Below are 17956 nucleotides of genomic sequence, written 5' to 3' on the forward strand. Positions count from 1 at the left end.
TGCATTGCGGAACATCAAATCACGCACGACCTGCCCGCACGGGTGCCTCCCGTCGGGAGCGCCGTGCGGCCCTCGCTGTCCCTCCCGTGCCTTTCAGGAGCCAATCCCAATGAGCAATCAACCGACCTCCACCCAGTACGACGTTCGCGGCTCGGTGGCCGTGGTCACGCTGAACAACCCGCCGGTCAACGGTCTGGGATACGGCCTGCGCAGCGGCATCGTCGCGGGCCTCGACAAGGCTCTGGCCGACCCCAAGGTCACCGCCATCGTGCTGATCGGCAGCGACCGTGCGTTCTCGGGTGGTGCCGACGTGAAGGAATTCGGCACCGCCAACGCCGGCAAGTCGCCCAACCTGCCCGACGTCATCAAGGCACTGGAGAACTCGCCCAAGCCCGTGGTGGCCGCCATCGGCGGCATGGCCCTCGGCGGCGGCCTCGAGCTCGCGATGGGCGCGCACTTCCGCGTGGCCAAGGGTGACGCCAACCTCGGCCTGCCGGAAGTCAAGCTGGGCCTGCTGCCCGGTGCCGGCGGCACGCAGCGCCTGCCGCGACTGATCGGCCTCGAAGCCGCCCTGAACATGATCGTCTCCGGCGCACCCGTGCCGGCCAAGAAGTTCGAAGGCTCGCCGCTCATCGACGCCATCATCGAAGGCGACCTGCTGGAAGGCGCCCTCAAGTTCGCAGAGAAGGCCGTCGCCGACAAGCTGCCGCTCAAGCGTGCCCGCGACCTGAAGGTCAAGCCCGTGCTGCCCGGCACCGAAGCCTTCCTGCAATTCGCCCGCAACACCGTGGGCGCGACCTCGAAGAACTTCCCCGCGCCGCTCAAGTGCGTGGAAGCCGTGGCCGCGGCCACCACCAAGCCCTTCGACGAAGGCCTGAAGGCCGAGCGCGAGCTGTTCCAGGCGCTGATGCTCACGCCGGAATCGCGCGCGCTGCGCCACATCTTCAACGCCGAGCGGGCCGCGGCCAAGATCCCCGACGTGCCGGAAGACACCCCGCTGCGCGACATCAAGAAGGTGGGCATGATCGGCGCCGGCACCATGGGTGTGGGCATCACGATGAACTTCATCAACGTCGGCATCCCCGTGGTGCTGCTCGAGATGAAGCAGGAAGCGCTCGACAAGGGCCTCAAGACCATCCGCACCAACTACGAGAACTCGGCCAAGAAGGGCAAGATCACGCCCGCGCAGATCGAGGAGCGCATGGCGCTGATCACGCCGACGCTCACTTACGACGGCTTCAAAGACGTCGACCTCGTGATCGAGGCCGTGTTCGAGAGCATGGAAGTCAAGGAGCAGGTCTTCAAGACGCTCGACGAGGTGTGCAAGCCCGGCGCCATCCTCGCGTCGAACACCTCGGCGCTCAACCTCGACAAGATCGCCGCCTTCACCAAGCGCCCGCAAGACGTGGTGGGCTTGCACTTCTTCAGCCCGGCCAACGTGATGCGCCTGCTGGAAGTCGTGCGCGGCGAGAAGACCGCCAAGGACGTGCTGGCCACCTCGATGGCGCTCGCGAAGAAGATCAAGAAGATGCCGGTCGTCTCGGGCGTGTGCGACGGCTTCATCGGCAACCGCATCGTGGCCCGCTACGGCGCTGCCGCCAACGAAGCACTCAACGCCGGCGCCTCGCCGCAACAGATCGACAAGGCGCTGGAGAAATTCGGCCTGGCGATGGGCATCTACCGCATGGGCGACCTGGCCGGTCTCGACATCGGCTACGCCGGCCGCAAGCGCCGCAAGGAAGCCAACCCCGAGGCCTACATCCCCATCGTCGCCGACCGCCTGGCCGAGGCCGGCCGCTTCGGCCAGAAGACGGGCGCAGGTTTCTACAAGTACGAGCCGGGCAAGCGCGACGCGATCCCCGACCCGACCGTCGACAAGATCATCGAAGACTTCCGCAAGGAACGCGGCATGGTGGCACGCAAGGTCAGCGATGAAGAGATCATCGAGCGCTGCATCTACGCGATGGTCAACGAAGGCGCCCGCATCGTCGAAGAAGGCATCGCCGCCCGCGCGTCCGATATCGATGTGGTCTACCTCAATGGCTACGGCTTCCCCGCCCACCGTGGCGGCCCGATGCTTTACGCCGACACCGTGGGCCTGGCCAACGTGGTGCGCGCCCTGCGCCGCATCGCCGCCGAGCCGGGCGCTGACGCCAAGTTCTGGGAACCGGCTCCGCTGCTGGTGAAGCTCGCCGAAGAAGGCAAGACCTTCTCCTGAGCCGCACGCGACCAGAACTCACACAAGACAAGGAATCATCATGACCGAAGCCGTCATCGTCTCCACCGCCCGTACTGGCCTCGCCAAGAGCTGGAAGGGTGCTTTCAACATGACCTACGGCGCCACGCTCGCCGCCCACTCGATCGAGCACGCCGTCAAGCGCTCGGGCCTCGACCCCGCTGAAATCGAGGACGTGTTCCTCGGCGGCTCGCTGTCCGAAGGCACCACCGGCGGCAACATCGCCCGCGTGGCTGCACTGCGTGCCGGCCTGCCCGTGACGACCGCGGGTGTGACCATCAACCGCTTCTGCTCGTCGGGCCTGCAGGCGATCGCGATGGCCGCCCACTCGATCATCGTCGACGGGGTGCAGGTCGCCATCGGCGGCGGCGTGGAGTCGATCTCGTGCGTGCAGAACGAGACCAACCGCCACATGCGCGCCGACCCGGCGATGCTGGAGAAGAAGCCCGAGATCTACTGGAGCATGCTGCAGACCGCCGAGATGGTGGCCAAGCGCTACAACATCTCGAAGGAGTCGCAGGACGAATACGGCGTGCGCAGCCAGCTGCGCGCCGCCGCCGCGCTCGAAGCCGGCAAGTTCAAGGACGAAATCGCCCCGATGACCACCATCATGGGCGTCGTCGACAAGGCCACCGGCCGCCTGACGACGAAGGAAGTGACGATCGCCGCCGACGAAGGCATCCGCCCCGACACCACGCTCGAAGGCGTGGCGAAGATCCGCGCCGCCCTGCCGGGTGGCGTGGTGACGGCCGGCAACGCGAGCCAGTTCTCCGACGGTTCTTCCGCCTGCGTGCTGATGAACAGCAAGCTCGCCGAGAAGCGCGGCATCAAGCCGATGGGCATCTTCCGCGGCTTCGCGGTCGCCGGCTGCGAGCCCGATGAAATGGGCATCGGCCCGGTGTTCGCGATCCCCAAGCTGCTCAAGCAGACCGGCCTCAAGATCGACGACATCGGCCTGTGGGAGCTGAACGAAGCCTTCGCGTGCCAGGTGATCTACAGCCGCGACAAGCTGGGCATCCCCGACGACCGCCTGAACGTCAACGGCGGCGCCATCGCGGTGGGCCACCCGTATGGTGTGACCGGCTCGCGCCTGACCGGCCATGCGCTGATCGAAGGCAAGCGCCGTGGCGCGAAGTACGTCGTGGTCACGATGTGCATCGGCGGCGGCCAGGGTGCGGCCGGCCTGTTCGAGGTCGTGTGAGCGACGTGGCCTGATGCCTGTTGCCGATCTCTTCAGCCTCAAGGGCAAGGTCGCCCTCGTCACCGGCGGCTCGCGTGGCCTGGGTCTCCAGGCCGCCGAGGCGCTCGGCGAAGCCGGCGCCAGGCTGATCCTCACGGCCCGCAAGGCCGATGAACTGGCGGCAGCGCAGGCGCACCTGAAGAGCCTGGGGATCGAGGCCCAGGTCATCGCCAACGATTTGTCGAAGTTCGACCAGATCCCCGGCCTCGTCGACCAGGCGCTCGCCGCCTGGGGCCAGATCGACATCCTGGTCAACAACGCCGGCGCCAACTGGGCCACGCCCGCCGAGGACTACCCCGACGAGGCCTGGCACAAGGTGATGAACCTGAACGTCAACGCGCCCTTCTTCCTCACCCGCGAGGTGGGCAAGCGCACGATGATCCCGCGCAGGTCGGGCAAGGTCATCAACATCGCGTCGGTGGCGGGCCTCAAGGGCAACAGCCCTGGCGTGACCATGGTCGCGTACAACACCTCGAAGGCCGCGTCGGTCAACATGGTGCGCGCCCTGGCCGCCGAATGGGGCCAGTACAACATCAACGTCAACGCGCTGTGCCCGGGCTTCTTCCCGACGAAGATGACCCATGGCCTGCTCGACAAGATCGGTGACAGCGTGATCGCACGCGCACCGCTGCATCGCCTGGGAGGCGAAGAAGACTTGAAGGGGCCGGTCGTGTTCCTCGCAAGCGAAGCCTCGCGCCATATCACCGGGCATGCACTGCCGGTGGATGGGGGCAGCATCATCACCTGAACGCCTCGTTCAGGGCCACATGACAAGACGACAGACAGCATGACCAGCAAAGACACGTCGGCCCTCCAGTTCAGCGGAACCAAAGCGGTCGCCCCGCAGCACGCGTTCGACGTGCAGAAGCTCGATGCCTACATGCGCCAGCACGTGGCCGGCTTCAGCGGCGAGCTGCAGGTCGAGCAGTTCAAGGGCGGGCAATCCAATCCCACCTTCAAGTTGACGGCCGGCGGCAAGAGCTACGTGATGCGCCGCAAGCCGCCTGGCGTGCTGCTGCCTTCGGCCCATGCGGTCGACCGTGAATACAAGGTCATCAGCGCGCTCGCCAAGACCGACGTGCCCGTCGCCAAGGCCTACGCACTGTGCGAAGACCCGTCGGTGATCGGCACGGCCTTCTACATCATGGACTGCGTGGACGGCCGCATCCTCTGGGACCCGCTGCTGCCCGACTACAACAACGCCCAGCGCGGCGAGCTTCTACAGCGAACTCAACCGCGTGATGGCCGCGCTGCACAGCGTCGACCCCAATGCCATCGGCCTGGGCGACTACGGCAAGCCCGGCAACTACATCGAGCGCCAGGTTGCCCGCTGGACCAAGCAATACAAGGCCGCCGAGACCGAAACCATCGAAGCGGCCGACAAGCTCATCGAGTGGCTGCCCAAGTACATCCCGCAGGGCGATGAAGTGGCCATCGTGCACGGCGACTACCGCTTCGACAACGTGATCTTCCACCCCACCGAGCCGCGCATCCTCGCGGTGCTCGACTGGGAGCTGTCGACGCTGGGCCACCCGCTGGTCGACTTCGCCTACCACTGCATGACCTGGCGCATGGGCGGCGGGCAAGGCGGGCGCGGCATGGCCGGTGCCGACATCCAGTCGCTCGGCATCCCGAGCGAAGCCGAGTACGTGAAGCTCTACATGGAGCGCACCGGCCGCAAGAACGCCGTGTCGCCCGCCGAGTGGAACTACTACATGGTCTTCAACATGTTCCGCCTCGTCGGCATCCTGCAGGGCATCGCGCACCGCGCGGTGCAGGGCAATGCCTCGAGCGAACATGCGGTCGCGTCGGGCAAGCGCGCCCGTCCGCTGGCCGAGCAGGCCTGGGCCCTGGCCCAGGAGATCGACGCCTCGCGCTGAACCCTTTTTTGAGATGAGAGCGCCGCCATGTCGGATCGCCACCTTGCCCACTGGCCGCCCGGGCTGCCGAAGCACCTGACGCTGCCTGAGACCAACCTCTTCCACAACGCCGAGGTGTCGGCGCAGCGTTTCCCGAACAAGCCCTTCATCGTCTTCTACGACACGCCAGTCACGTTCTCGGAGTTCAAGGACGAGGCCGAGCGCATCGCCGGCTACCTGCAGCAAGTCTGCGGCGTGAAGGCCGGCGACCGTGTGCTGCTCTACATGCAGAACAGCCCGCAATGGGTGCTGGCCTTCTACGGCATCCTGCGGGCGAATGCGGTCGTCGTGCCCGTCAACCCGATGAACATGACGGAGGAGCTCAAGCACTACGTCCAGGACACCGGCGCGACCACCGCCTTCGTGCCGCAGGACCTGCATGCGCAGATGCAGCCGCTCGTGGGCGATGACAAAATCGCGGGAGGCCTGAAGCACCTGATCGTCGTCACCTACAGCGACTACCTGAAGCGCCCGACCGACCTCACGGTGCCCCCTTTCGTCGCCGAGCCGCGCAAGACCTTCACCGACGCCGGCAGCGTCGCCTGGACCGAGGTGCTGGCGAAAAACCTGCGCCCTGGCCCGCTGACCGCCGGCCCGGACGACCTCTGCGTGATGCCCTACACCTCGGGCACCACCGGCCACCCCAAGGGCTGCATGCACACGCACCGCAGCACGCAGAGCACGCTGGTCGGCGGTGTGCACTGGTTCGGCCGCACGCAGGATGCGGTGTTCCTCTCGGTGCTGCCCTACTTCCACGTCACCGGCATGGCCGGCAGCATGAACGGGCCAATGTATGTGGGCGGCACCATCGTCATCCTGCCCCGCTGGGACCGCGACGCCGCTGCCCAGCTGATGCAGCGCTACAAGGTCACGGTGTGGCAGGTCATCTCGACCATGATGATCGACTTCCTGTCGAACCCGAAGCTGTCGCAGTACGACCTGTCGAGCCTGCAGGGCATCCGCGGCGGTGGCGCCGCGATGCCCGAAGCGATTTGCGCGAAGTTGAAAGAACTCACCGGCCTCGATTACGTCGAAGGCTATGGCATGAGCGAAACCCTGGCCGCGACCCACATCAACCCGCCGCACCGCCCCAAGAAGCAGTGCCTGGGCATCCCCGTGTTCGACGTCGACGCGCGGGTGGTCGACCCCGAGACCCTGCGTGAGCTCGGCGTGGGCGAGACCGGTGAGATCGTGGTCAGCGCACCGCAGGTGATGCGCGGCTACTGGAACAACCCGCAGGCCACGAAAGACACCTTCGTCGAGATCGACGGCAAGCGTTTCCTGCGCACCGGCGATCTCGCGCAGGTCGACGAAGACGGCTACTTCTTCATGGTCGACCGCTTGAAGCGCATGATCAACGCCGCCGGCTTCAAGGTCTGGCCGGCCGAGGTGGAAGCGCTGATGTACCACCACCCGGCCATCTTTGAGGCCTGCGTCATCGGCGTGCGCGACGCGCGGCGTGGCGAAACGGTGAAGGCGCTCGTCGTTCTCAAGCCAGAATACAAAGGGAAGGTGAGCGAACAGGAGATCGTTTCCTGGTCGCACGACCACATGGCGGCTTACAAGAGCCCGCGCATCGTGGAATTTGTGGAGTCGCTGCCCAAGTCCGGATCGGGCAAGGTGCAGTGGCGCGAACTTCAAGAACAAGAGGCCGCTCGCCACGCGGCCCACGGCTAGTCCCCCCCAACCCCTACCGGAGACATCCAGGATGACCACCTCTCTGCAACGCCTTCGCCGCGCCCTCGTGCTGGCCACGGCTGGCGCCGCACTGGCTGCCCCCTTTGGCGCGGCCCACGCGCAGGCCTACCCCAGCAAGCCCATCACCCTGATCGTGCCGTGGCCGGCGGGCGGCTCCACCGACCGCCACCACCGTGCTCTGGCTGAAATCGCCAGCAAGCACCTCGGCCAGCAGATCATCATCGAGAACAAGCCCGGTGCCGGTGGCACGCTCGGGCCCAGCTCGATGGCCCTGACCGCCAAGCCCGACGGCTACACGATCTCGCAATACCCGATGGGCATGCTGCGCATCCCGCACATGAACAAGGTGCAGTGGAGCCCGATCAACGACTTCACCTTCATCATCGGTGTGTCGGGCTACACCTTCGGCTTCGTCGTGAAGAGCGACTCGCCGCACAAGACCTTCAAGGACTACATCGAAGCGGCGCGCAAGCAGCCGGGCAAGATCGACTACGGCTCCACCGGCATTGGCACCAGCCCGCACCTGCTGATGGAAGAGCTGGCCGACAAGGCGGGCGTGCAGCTCAACCACATCCCCTTCAAGGGCAATGCCGACCTGATGCAGGCGCTGCTGGGTGGCCACGTGATGGCCGCGAGCGATGCCTCCGGCTGGGACAAGTTCGTCGACAACAACCAGATGCGCCTGCTGGTGACCTTCGGTGAAAACCGCACCAAGCGCTGGCCGCAGGTGCCCACCGCCAAGGAGCTGGGCTACGGCATCGTGTCGAGCTCGCCGTATGGCCTGGTGGGCCCCAAGGGCATGGACCCGGCCATCGTGAAGACACTGCACGATGCCTTCAAGAAGGCGATGGACGACCCGAAGCACGCCGAAGTGCTGGCCACGCTCAACCAGGACATGTGGTACCGCACCGGCGAGCAGTACAAGTCCTGGGCGATCGCGACCTACGCGAAGGACAAGCTGCTGATCGACCGCCTGGGTCTGTCGGCGAAGTGAGCGTCTGACCCCTCCCACCCGCACGGGAGGTCGTGCGGGTGGGTTCCCGTTTTTTGTTAAACCGAGAAAGTGACTGTTGACATGAAAGTGCTGGTAGCCGTCAAGCGAGTGGTGGACTACAACGTGAAGGTGCGTGTGAAGAGTGACGGCAGCGGTGTGGACATCGCCAACGTCAAGATGAGCATGAACCCCTTCGACGAGATTGCGGTGGAAGAAGCCGTGCGTCTGAAGGAAAAAGGCGTGGTCACCGAAGTGATCGCCGTGTCTGCCGGCCCCACCCAGTGCCAGGAGACCCTGCGCACCGCGATGGCCATCGGCGCCGACCGCGGCATCCTGGTCGAGACCGATGCGGAGCTGCAGCCGCTGGCGGTGGCCAAGCTCCTGAAGGCGCTCGTCGACAAGGAACAGCCTGGCCTCGTCATCCTCGGCAAGCAGGCCATCGATGACGACTGCAACCAGACCGGCCAGATGCTGGCCGCGCTCGCCGACCTGCCGCAAGCCACCTTCGCCAGCAAGGTCGAGCCACCGCTGATTCGGCGACCGTCACCCGCGAAGTCGACGGCGGCCTGGAGACCCTGAAGCTCAGCCTGCCGGCCGTGGTCACCACCGACCTGCGCCTGAACGAGCCGCGCTACGTGACGCTGCCCAACATCATGAAGGCCAAGAAGAAGCCGCTCGAGACGATCAAACCCGACGCGCTCGGCGTCGACGTCGCCCCACGCATCAAGACCCTGAAGGTCGCCGAGCCCCCGAAGCGCAGCGCCGGCATCAAGGTCGCCGATGTCGCGACCCTCGTCGACAAGCTCAAGAACGTCTCCAAGGTCCTCTGAGAACAGGCAAGGAACTCACAACATGACCATCCTCGTCATTGCTGAACACGACAACAAGACCGTCAAGGGCGCGACCCTGAACACCGTGACCGCTGCCGCCGCCATCGGCGGCGACGTGCACGTGCTCGTCGCCGGCAACGCAGCCGCCGAAGCCGCCAAGGCCGCCAGCCAGATCGCTGGTGTGGCCAAGGTGATCCATGCCGACGGCGCCCAGCTCGACCACGGCCTGGCCGAGAACGTCGCCGCCCAAGTCCTGGCCATCGCCGGCAACTACAGCCACATCCTCTTCCCCGCCACCGCCGCCGGCAAGAACATCGCCCCGCGCGTGGCCGCCAAGCTCGACGTCGGCCAGATCAGCGACATCACCAAGGTCGTCTCCGCCGACACCTTCGAGCGCCCGATCTACGCCGGCAACGCCATTGCCACCGTGCAGAGCGCCGACAAGGTGAAGGTCATCACCGTGCGCACCACCGGCTTCGATGCCGCCGCCGCCACCGGTGGCAGCGCCGCCGTCGAAACCGCTGCCGCAGCCGCCGACAGCGGCAAGAGCAGCTTCCAGGGCAGCGAGATCGCCAAGAACGACCGGCCCGAGCTGACTGCCGCGAAGATCATCGTCTCCGGTGGCCGGGCACTCGGAAGCTCGGACAAGTTCACCGAAGTGCTCACGCCGCTGGCCGACAAGCTGGGGGCCGCACTGGGCGCGAGCCGCGCCGCGGTCGATGCGGGCTACGCCCCCAACGACTGGCAGGTGGGCCAGACCGGCAAGATCGTCGCCCCGCAGCTGTACATCGCCGCCGGCATCTCGGGGGCCATCCAGCACCTGGCCGGCATGAAGGACAGCAAGGTGATCGTGGCCATCAACAAAGACCCCGAGGCGCCGATCTTCTCGGTCGCTGACTACAGTCTCGAGGCCGATCTCTTCACCGCCGTGCCCGAGCTGGTGAAGGCGCTTTAATCAGCGCGGCAATCACAAAAGCGACAGAGCGGAGCAATCGATGCGAGCGCACCAGCGTCCACTTCGACAAGCCCCGTCTCAGTCGCTATAAAACCGGGTTCCACCACAGGAGACATGCCATGAATGCACCGCTTGAATTCGCGTCGCTCAAGAACCAGGTCTCCGCAGAAGAGTGGCAAACCCGGGTGGACCTGGCCGCCGCCTACCGGCTGGTGGCCTTGTTCGGGTGGGACGACCTCGTCTTCACGCACATCTCGGCGCGCATCCCCGGCGAGCCGCACAACTTCCTGATCAACCCTTACGGTCTCTTCTTCGACGAGATCACCGCGTCGAGTCTGGTGAAGGTCGACCACCACGGCGAGAAGGTGATGCCGTCGAAGTTCGACGTGAACCCGGCCGGCTTCGTGATCCACAGCGCGATCCACGAAGCGCGCCCCGAGGTCAACTGCGTGCTGCACACCCACACGCTGCACGGCGTGGCGGTGTCGGCGCAGAAGAACGGCCTGCTGCCCTTGTCCCAGCAGTCCACCCTGCCGCTCAACCAGCTGGCCTATCACGACTACGAGGGCATCGCCCTGCGCGACGAGGAGAAGCCGCGCCTGTGCGCGGACCTCGGCCGCGCCAACTGCCTGATCCTGCGCAACCACGGCCTGCTCACCTGCGGCCGCTCGGTGGCCGAAGCCTTCCAGGCCATGTACACGCTCGAGACCTCGTGCCGCATCCAGATCCTGGCGCAGTCGGGCGGCAGCGAGCTCACGCACATTCCGCAAGACGTGGTGGAGCTGAACATGCGCCAGGCCCGTGACGCCTCGCGCGGCCAGGGCTCCAACCTCGTGTGGCCGGGTCTTTTGCGCCGGCTCGATCGCCGCAACCCGGGGTACGACGCGTAAGAGGGATCGAAAGAGTCCATGGCCATCCTGGTGCTGTCGAACCCCCTCCCGTCGGCACCTTTCGCCGCAGCCCTTCGCCAAGCCTCCGCCGGCATCCCGGTCTGGACCGAACAAGACGCCCCACCACCTCAGGCGGTGGAGGCCATCCTCGCCTGGCGCATGCGCCCAGGCATCCTGCCGAACTACCCCAACCTGCGCGTGCTGTGCTCCACCGGCGCCGGCGCCGAGAAGCTGCTGGTCGACGACCTGCCCGAGCACGTACCCGTCACGCGCGTGGTCGACCCGATGCAGGGCATCGAGATCGCGCAGTACGTCGTCGCGACCACGCTGCAGTTCACGCGTGATCTTCGGCTCTACGCCGAACAGCAGGCCCGCGCCGAATGGAAACGCCACCCGGTGCGCACTGCGGTGCGCTGCCGTGTCGGCGTGATGGGCCTGGGCGCGGTCGGCCAGGCCATCGCCCGCGCCTTCATTCCGCTCGGCTACCCGGTCGGCGGCTGGAGCCGCACGCCGCGCGAGGTGCCGGGTGTGGCCACCTTCGCCGGCCCCGACGAGCTGCCCGAATTTCTCTCGCAGGCCGACATCCTCGTCTGCGCGTTGCCGCTCACCGCCGAGACCCGCGGCCTGCTCAACCACCACACACTCGCGCAGCTGCCGCGCGGCGCGTACTTCATCAACATCGGCCGCGGCGAGCAGGTGGTCGAACCCGACCTGCGTGCGCTGCTCGACGGCGGCTACCTCGCCGGTGCCGCGCTCGACGTCTTTGAACGCGAGCCACCGCCCCCCGACAACTGGGTCTGGTCGCACCCGCAGGTGGTGGCCACGCCGCACATCGCGGCACAGGCTTCGTTCGACACCGTGGCCCAGCAGTGCGTCGATGCACTGCGGCGCGCACGCGACGGGCTTCCTCAGCCCCTGGCCGTGGACCGACAACGCGGCTATTGACGCTCAATTCACGACAACAACAGGAGACCAGCCGATGACGATTCCCCACTCGACCTTGCGACGCACCCTCCTGGCCACACTCGCCACGAGCGCCGTGCTGCTCGCCGGCTGCGCCACCCCGGGCGCTGGCGACAGCGGCAAGACCCCCGGCACGATGAACGCCGCCGCGCTGAAGAAGCTCGACGACCTCGTGACCCGAGACGCCGCCGCCGGCCGCCTGCCGGGCGCGGTGATCGTGCTCTACCGCGACGGCAAGGTCGTGCATGAAAAGGCCATCGGCGTGCGCAACCCGCAGGCCTCCTCATCGTCCCCGATGACGGTCGACTCCATCTTCCGCATCTACTCGATGACCAAGCCCATCGTGTCGGTGGGCACGATGATGCTGGTGGAAGACGGCAAGGTGCTGCTGAACGCGCCCGTCTCGCGCTACCTGCCCGAGTTCAAGGACCTGAAGCTCGCCGTCGAGAAGAAAGACGCCGCGGGCAACCCCGTGCTCGAGCTCGTGCCCTCGCCGCGCCAGCCCACTGTGCAGGACCTGCTGCGCCACACCTCGGGCCTGACCTACGGCGTCTTCGGCAAGTCGCTCGTGAAGAGCGAGTACTTGAAGGCCGGTGTCGAAGGCGTGGACCTCAGCAACACCGAGTTCTCCAAGCGCATCGCGACGATGCCGCTTGCCTACGTGCCCGGCACGATGTGGGAGTACAGCCGCTCGACCGACGTGCTGGGCGCGCTGATCGAGCGGGTGTCGGGACAGACGCTGGGCGTCTACCTGCAGCAGCGCATCCTCGGGCCGCTGGGCATGAAGGACAGCGGCTTCTCGGTACCGGCCGACCAGCAGGGCCGCATCGCCGAGCCCTTCAAGCTCGACCCCGACAGCAAGCAGCCGGTCAACCTGATCGACATCACCAAGCCGCCGGTCTACGAATCGGGCGGCGGCGGCATGGTCTCGACGGCGGTCGACTACCTGCGCTTCTGCCGCATGATGCTGAACGGCGGCGAACTCGACGGCGTGCGCATCCTCTCGCCCAAGACGGTGGCCTCGATGATGAGCAACCACCTGAGCGACGACATGCTGCGTGCGAGCCGCGTGCCCGGCGCCAACACCGGCTACCTGCCCGGCCCGGCCTACGGCTTCGGCCTCGGCTTCGCGGTGCGCATGGCGCCCGGCGAGTCGGCCAGCGCCAGCAGCGTGGGCGAATCGAACTGGGGCGGCTTCGGCGGCACGGCCTTCTGGATCGACCCCAAGGAAAAGCTCATCGCCATCTGGATGATGCAGGCCCCGAACCAGCGCGGGTACTACCGCGAGGTGTTCCGCAACATGGTCTACGGCGCGTTTTGAACGGAGACACCATGACCCGCTGGAAACGCCGCCCCGAAGGCTCGACCTGGGGCGACTTCGGCCCCGACGACCAGCTCGGCCGCCTGAACCTGCTCACGCCAGAGAAGGTGAAGCAGGGCGTGGCCGAGGTGACCGAAGGCCTCTCCTTCGGCCTCAGCCTGCCGCTCGACTACCCCGGCGGCGCCAAGCTCAACCCGCGCCGCAAGCCGCCCGACCTGCGCCCCACCGACCTCAGCGGCGACCCGTTCATGAACATGCCGCTGCGCCGCTTCGACAAGCGCAACACCGACGTCGTGTGCGACGACCAGGTCAACATCACCCTGCAGTACTCCACGCAGTGGGACACCTTCGCCCACGTCGGCTCCTGGTTCGATGCCGACGGCGACGGCGAGCCGGAGAAGGTCTACTACAACGGCTTCCGTGCGCATGAAGACGTGCTCGGCCCCGGCGACCTGAAGCTCGCGTCGTGTGGCTGCGGCGAAGGCGGCTCGTATGCGCTGAAGCTCGGCGTCGAGACCTTCGCCGTCAAGGCCATCCAGGGCCGCGGTGTGCTCGTCGACCTGCACGCCCACATCGGTCACACGCGCGAACGTGTGGGCTACGACCAGCTCATGCGCATCATGGAGGCCGACAAGGTGCAGGTGGACAAGGGCGACATGCTGCTCTTCTACACCGGCTTCGCCGACGTCATCCTCTCGATGAACCGCGACCCCGACATGAAGGTGCTCAACAACGCGTGCGCCACGCTCGACGGCCGCGACGAAAAGCTCCTGCAATGGGTGACCGACAGCGGCGTGGCCGCGCTCATCGCCGACAACTACGCGGTCGAGGCCTATCCGGCACGTGACACGGAGGGCGACGCCGAGCGCGCAGCCCTGCCGCTGCACGAGCACTGCCTCTTCAAGCTGGGTGTGCCGCTGGGCGAGCTGTGGTTCCTGACCGAGCTCGCCGGCTGGTTGCGCGCCCACCATCGTTCCCGCTTTCTCCTCACCGCGCCGCCGCTGCGGCTGCCCGGTGCGGTCGGCTCGCCCGTGACCGCTGTCGCCACCGTCTGATCCACTTTCCTCGCTCCCTTTTCGCCATGGACCCGATCGCAGCCCCCTTCGAAAAAGACTTCGGCGTCATCGCCGACCAGATCCGCGCCCACGCCAAGCGCGACCCGCAACACCTCGCCGTCGTCGACAAGACGGCGAGCGTCACCTACGCCCAGCTCGACGCGATGATGGACCGCGTGGCCGCCGCGCTGAAGCGCGACGGCGTGAAGCCGCAGCAGGCCATCGCCATCTGCGCCTACTCGTCGGTGCACTACGCGGCCATCTTCCTCGGCGCGCTGCGCGCCGGTGTGGTGGTGGCCCCGCTCGCCCCCGGGTCGACGCCCGAGCAGCTGAAGGGCATGCTGACCGATGCCGACGCAAAGATCCTCTTCACCGAAGAGGCCACCGCCGAGGCGGTGAACGCGGCCGAAGCGCTCGGCATCCCGCGCGTCTCGCTCGACGGCTCGGCGGTGGGCCGGCAACTGGTCGACTGGGTCGCGCCCTTCGGCACCCGCTTCAAGGAAGTGAAGCCCCAACCCGACTGGGCCTTCAACATCATCTATTCCTCGGGCACCACCGGCACGCCGAAAGGCATCGTGCAGCCGCACAAGATGCGCTGGGCGCACGTGCGCCGCGGCGGTGGCGCCTACCAATACGGCCCGGGCGGCGTGACCGTCCTCGCGACGCCGCTCTACAGCAACACCACGCTGGTCGTCTTCTTCCCCACCCTCGCCTGGGGCGGCACCGTGGTGCTGATGCCGAAGTTCGACGCCAAGGGCTACCTCGAACTCGCGCAGAAGCACCACGCCACGCACACCATGCTCGTGCCGGTGCAGTACTCGCGCATCATGGCCGTGCCCGAGTTCGACTCGTTCGACCTGTCGAGCTTCAAGTTCAAGTTCTGCACCAGCGCGCCTTTCGGCGCGGCGCTGAAAGCCGACATCCTCAAGCGCTGGCCCGGGGGCCTGGTCGAGTTCTACGGCATGACCGAAGGCGGCGGCAGTTGCATCCTCGAAGCGCACCTCTACCCGAACAAGCTGCACACCGTGGGCAAGCCCGCCGAGGGCCACGACATCCGCCTGATCGACGAGCACGGCAAGGTCGTGCCGCAAGGCGAGATGGGCGAGGTGGTGGGCCGCAGCGTCTCGATGATGACCGGCTACCACCAGCAGCCCGAGAAGACACGCGACGCCGAGTGGCACAGCCCCGAGGGCGAGCGCTTCATCCGCACCGGCGACGTGGGCCGCTTCGACGAAGACGGTTTCCTCACGCTGATGGACCGCAAGAAGGACATGATCATCAGCGGCGGCTTCAACATCTACCCGAGCGACCTGGAGGCGGTGATGCGCCAGCACGCCGCGGTGGCCGACGTGGCGGTGGTGGGTGTGCCGTCGGAGGCGTGGGGCGAGACGCCGGTGGCCTACGTGGTGAAGAAGCCCGGCGAGCCCATCACCGAGCAGGCCCTGCAGGACTGGTTTGCCCATCAGGTCGGCAAGACACAGCGCGTCTCGGCGGTGCACTACATCGACGAGCTGCCACGCAGCGCCATCGGCAAGGTGCTCAAGCGCGAGCTGCGCGACAGGCATGTGGCCGAGAGCAAGCCTCACATCGTGGCATGACCCCGCACCGCATCGAATCGCTCGACGAGCTGCTCGGCCTCTACGGCAAACCCAGCGAACGGGCGATGCGCAAGCAGCTCTCGGCGCTGGAGCAGCACACACGCCGCTTCATCGAACTCACGCCCTTCGTCGTGGTGGCCACCGCCAGCGCGGGTGGCATGCCCGACGCCTCGCCACGCGGCGGCGCGCCGGGCTTCATCAAGCCCTGGGACGATCGCACGCTGCTGATCCCCGACTCGCCCGGCAACAACCGCCTCGACTCGATGCGAAACATCGTCGAGACCGGCAGGATCGGCCTCATCTTCATGATCCCCGGCGTCGACGAGACGCTGCGCATCAACGGGGCGGCCCATCTCTCGCGCGACCCGGCGCACCTGGCGGCGCTGCCCGACGACAAGCGCGCACCGAAGCTCGCCATCGTCGTCAGCACCGACGAGGTCTACCTGCACTGCCCCAAGGCCTTCATGCGCTCGCGCCTGTGGAGCGCCGAGGCGCAGGTGCCCCGCGCCGCGCTGCCGACACTCGGCGAGATGATCCGCGACCAGAGCGGCATGCCAGGCCCGGCCGAAACGCAGGAGCAGATGCTCGCGCGCTACCAGGCCGATCTCTGAAGGCCCCGTTTCAGAACAGCCTTGCGGGCAAGGCCCGTTGACGGTCGATACACATATCTATAGCCTTATCAGATATATCTGATAAGGCCATGAACGCACCCATCGTCACCACCTCGCTCGGCCAGGTCCGCGGCAGCGCCACCGCACGCGGCCTCGCCTTCAAGGGCATCCCGTACGGCGCCTCCACCGCGGGCACAAACCGTTTCCTAGCCCCCCAGCCGGCCACGCCGTGGAGCGGCGTGCGCGACGCCACGGCCTACGGCCAGAGCTGCCCGCAGATCGTCACGCCGCGCACGCGCCTCTTCCAATGGCTCGCCAGCGACGCCCCGCTCGGGGAGGACTGCCTGGTGCTCAACGTCTTCACGCCGGCCGCCGACGCAGCCAAGCGCCCGGTGATGGTGTGGCTGCACGGCGGCGCGTTCTCCATCGGCTCGGGCAGCTCGCAGGTCTACGACGGCGCCACGCTCGCGCAGACGCAAGACGTGGTCGTCGTCACCGTCAACCACCGGCTCAACCTCTTCGGCTACCTGACCCCGCTCGCCCACAGCGAGCCGCGTTTCGCCGACGCCGGCAACGCCGGCATGCTCGACCTCGTGGCCGCACTGCAGTGGGTGCAGCAGAACATCGAACGCTTCGGCGGCGACCCCGGCTGCGTCACGCTCTTCGGCCAGTCGGGCGGTGGCGCGAAGGTGGCCATCCTGATGGCGATGGCCGAGGCGCAGGGCCTCTTTCACCGCGCCATCGTGCAGAAACCGTCGTCGGGCTTTCGTGTGCAGCCGCGCGACGAATGCGAAGCCGCCACGCGCAAGCTGTTCCAGAAGCTCGAGCTGCCCGAGGGAGACTTCGCCACGCTGCAATCGGTGCCGAGCGAGACGCTGTTGCAGGCCATGCAGTCGGTGGTCGGCGCCAGCCTGGGGCAAGACAGCTTCCGCCCGGTGGTCGACGGCCGCACGCTGAAGGGCCACCCGTTCCATCCGTCCGCGCCCGAGGTGTCGGCCCTGGTGCCGCTCATGATCGGCCACACCCGCACCGAGGCGACCTTCTTCCTCGCCGCCGACCCAAGCAACTTCACCGTCGACGGTGACGAGGCGCGACAGCGCATCCGGCGTTTCCTGCGTGTCGACACGGCGCAGGCCGATGCGGTGCTTGCGGTCTACGAGCAGCACCATCCAAAGGCGCCAGGCAGCGAGCTGCTTGCCTACATCGCAAGCGACTACCTCTACCGCCTGAACAACATCACCGGCGCCGAGCAGAAGGCGCGTCAAGGCACCGCACCCGTCTACGCCTATGAGTTCGCGTGGGAGAGCCCGGCGTTCGGCGGCAAGTTCATGTCGCCGCACACCGCGGAGATTCCGTTCGTGTTCGGCAATGTCGCGCTCGCCAGTGCCTTCACCGGCGACGGCCCCGAGCTTGAGAGGCTCGAGCGCCAGATGATGGCCGCCTGGGCGCACTTCGCCCGCAACGGCAATCCCAACCACGACGGGCTGCCTGCCTGGCCGGCCTACACGCTGCCGGAACGCGCGACGATGGTCTTCGCGGCCGAGAGCGCCGTCGTGAACGACCCGCGCGGCGCCGAGCGCATGGCCATCGGCCAGGTCCCTGCCTTTCACCCCGGCAGCTCGCTGTATGCGCGGTGAACGCCCCGA

13 protein-coding genes and 2 pseudogenes are annotated in these 17956 nt (G+C 67.1%); all 15 read left to right on the forward strand.

The window, feature by feature from the left end; translation table 11 throughout:
* Positions 1 to 109 precede the first annotated feature (109 nt).
* Positions 110 to 2218 (forward strand): 3-hydroxyacyl-CoA dehydrogenase NAD-binding domain-containing protein, encoded by a 2109-nt coding sequence (locus LRS03_RS13770; RefSeq protein ID WP_257826078.1) that lies wholly within the window; start codon positions 110 to 112, stop codon positions 2216 to 2218.
* Between the two features lie 40 nt (positions 2219 to 2258).
* A complete protein-coding gene (locus LRS03_RS13775) occupies positions 2259 to 3437 on the forward strand; it encodes an acetyl-CoA C-acyltransferase (protein WP_257826079.1) in 1179 nt (392 codons plus the stop codon).
* A 13-nt stretch (positions 3438 to 3450) separates the two neighbouring features.
* On the forward strand, positions 3451 to 4224 hold the full coding sequence (locus LRS03_RS13780; protein WP_257826081.1) for an SDR family oxidoreductase: 774 nt from the start codon (positions 3451 to 3453) through the stop codon (positions 4222 to 4224).
* 39 nt (positions 4225 to 4263) lie between these two features.
* Positions 4264 to 5356, forward strand: a pseudogene (locus LRS03_RS13785) (phosphotransferase).
* 27 nt (positions 5357 to 5383) lie between these two features.
* On the forward strand, positions 5384 to 7072 hold the full coding sequence (locus LRS03_RS13790; RefSeq protein ID WP_257826082.1) for a long-chain fatty acid--CoA ligase: 1689 nt from the start codon (positions 5384 to 5386) through the stop codon (positions 7070 to 7072).
* A gap of 31 nt (positions 7073 to 7103) precedes the next feature.
* On the forward strand, positions 7104 to 8087 hold the full coding sequence (locus tag LRS03_RS13795) for a tripartite tricarboxylate transporter substrate binding protein (protein WP_257826083.1): 984 nt from the start codon (positions 7104 to 7106) through the stop codon (positions 8085 to 8087).
* An 81-nt stretch (positions 8088 to 8168) separates the two neighbouring features.
* Positions 8169 to 8917, forward strand: a pseudogene (locus LRS03_RS13800) (electron transfer flavoprotein subunit beta/FixA family protein).
* 22 nt (positions 8918 to 8939) lie between these two features.
* Positions 8940 to 9872, forward strand: coding sequence for an electron transfer flavoprotein subunit alpha/FixB family protein (locus tag LRS03_RS13805; protein WP_257823858.1), 933 nt, complete (start codon positions 8940 to 8942; stop codon positions 9870 to 9872).
* 119 nt (positions 9873 to 9991) lie between these two features.
* Complete coding sequence (locus tag LRS03_RS13810; RefSeq protein WP_257826085.1) at positions 9992 to 10762, forward strand: class II aldolase/adducin family protein; 771 nt, start codon at positions 9992 to 9994, stop codon at positions 10760 to 10762.
* A gap of 18 nt (positions 10763 to 10780) precedes the next feature.
* Entirely contained in the window at positions 10781 to 11707 is a 927-nt protein-coding gene (locus tag LRS03_RS13815) for a 2-hydroxyacid dehydrogenase (protein WP_257826086.1), read from the forward strand.
* A 34-nt stretch (positions 11708 to 11741) separates the two neighbouring features.
* A complete protein-coding gene (locus tag LRS03_RS13820) occupies positions 11742 to 13046 on the forward strand; it encodes a serine hydrolase domain-containing protein (protein WP_257826088.1) in 1305 nt (434 codons plus the stop codon).
* Between the two features lie 11 nt (positions 13047 to 13057).
* A complete protein-coding gene (locus tag LRS03_RS13825) occupies positions 13058 to 14101 on the forward strand; it encodes a cyclase family protein (protein WP_257826090.1) in 1044 nt (347 codons plus the stop codon).
* 26 nt (positions 14102 to 14127) lie between these two features.
* Positions 14128 to 15699: a class I adenylate-forming enzyme family protein gene (locus LRS03_RS13830; protein WP_257826091.1), complete on the forward strand. Its 1572-nt coding sequence runs from the start codon at positions 14128 to 14130 to the stop codon at positions 15697 to 15699.
* Complete coding sequence (locus LRS03_RS13835; protein WP_257826092.1) at positions 15696 to 16310, forward strand: pyridoxamine 5'-phosphate oxidase family protein; 615 nt, start codon at positions 15696 to 15698, stop codon at positions 16308 to 16310. The genes LRS03_RS13830 and LRS03_RS13835 overlap by 4 nt, the downstream gene beginning before the upstream one ends.
* 89 nt (positions 16311 to 16399) lie before the next feature.
* Positions 16400 to 17947, forward strand: coding sequence for a carboxylesterase/lipase family protein (locus LRS03_RS13840; RefSeq protein ID WP_257826093.1), 1548 nt, complete (start codon positions 16400 to 16402; stop codon positions 17945 to 17947).
* The last annotated feature ends 9 nt before the right edge of the window (positions 17948 to 17956 follow it).

The organism is Rhizobacter sp. J219 (assembly GCF_024700055.1).
Lineage (GTDB): Bacteria > Pseudomonadota > Gammaproteobacteria > Burkholderiales > Burkholderiaceae_C > Rhizobacter.

Bases quoted from the DNA above. Each gene is read 5' to 3' on its own strand.
- LRS03_RS13810 (WP_257826085.1), top strand. From the start codon at position 9,992: ATGAATGCACCGCTTGAATTCGCGTCGCTCAAGAACCAGGTCTCCGCA.
- LRS03_RS13820 (WP_257826088.1), top strand. From the start codon at position 11,742: ATGACGATTCCCCACTCGACCTTGCGACGCACCCTCCTGGCCACACTC.
- LRS03_RS13790 (WP_257826082.1), top strand. From the start codon at position 5,384: ATGTCGGATCGCCACCTTGCCCACTGGCCGCCCGGGCTGCCGAAGCAC.
- LRS03_RS13830 (WP_257826091.1), top strand. From the start codon at position 14,128: ATGGACCCGATCGCAGCCCCCTTCGAAAAAGACTTCGGCGTCATCGCC.
- LRS03_RS13775 (WP_257826079.1), top strand. From the start codon at position 2,259: ATGACCGAAGCCGTCATCGTCTCCACCGCCCGTACTGGCCTCGCCAAG.
- LRS03_RS13835 (WP_257826092.1), top strand. From the start codon at position 15,696: ATGACCCCGCACCGCATCGAATCGCTCGACGAGCTGCTCGGCCTCTAC.
- LRS03_RS13795 (WP_257826083.1), top strand. From the start codon at position 7,104: ATGACCACCTCTCTGCAACGCCTTCGCCGCGCCCTCGTGCTGGCCACG.
- LRS03_RS13780 (WP_257826081.1), top strand. From the start codon at position 3,451: ATGCCTGTTGCCGATCTCTTCAGCCTCAAGGGCAAGGTCGCCCTCGTC.
- LRS03_RS13805 (WP_257823858.1), top strand. From the start codon at position 8,940: ATGACCATCCTCGTCATTGCTGAACACGACAACAAGACCGTCAAGGGC.
- LRS03_RS13815 (WP_257826086.1), top strand. From the start codon at position 10,781: ATGGCCATCCTGGTGCTGTCGAACCCCCTCCCGTCGGCACCTTTCGCC.
- LRS03_RS13840 (WP_257826093.1), top strand. From the start codon at position 16,400: ATGAACGCACCCATCGTCACCACCTCGCTCGGCCAGGTCCGCGGCAGC.
- LRS03_RS13825 (WP_257826090.1), top strand. From the start codon at position 13,058: ATGACCCGCTGGAAACGCCGCCCCGAAGGCTCGACCTGGGGCGACTTC.
- LRS03_RS13770 (WP_257826078.1), top strand. From the start codon at position 110: ATGAGCAATCAACCGACCTCCACCCAGTACGACGTTCGCGGCTCGGTG.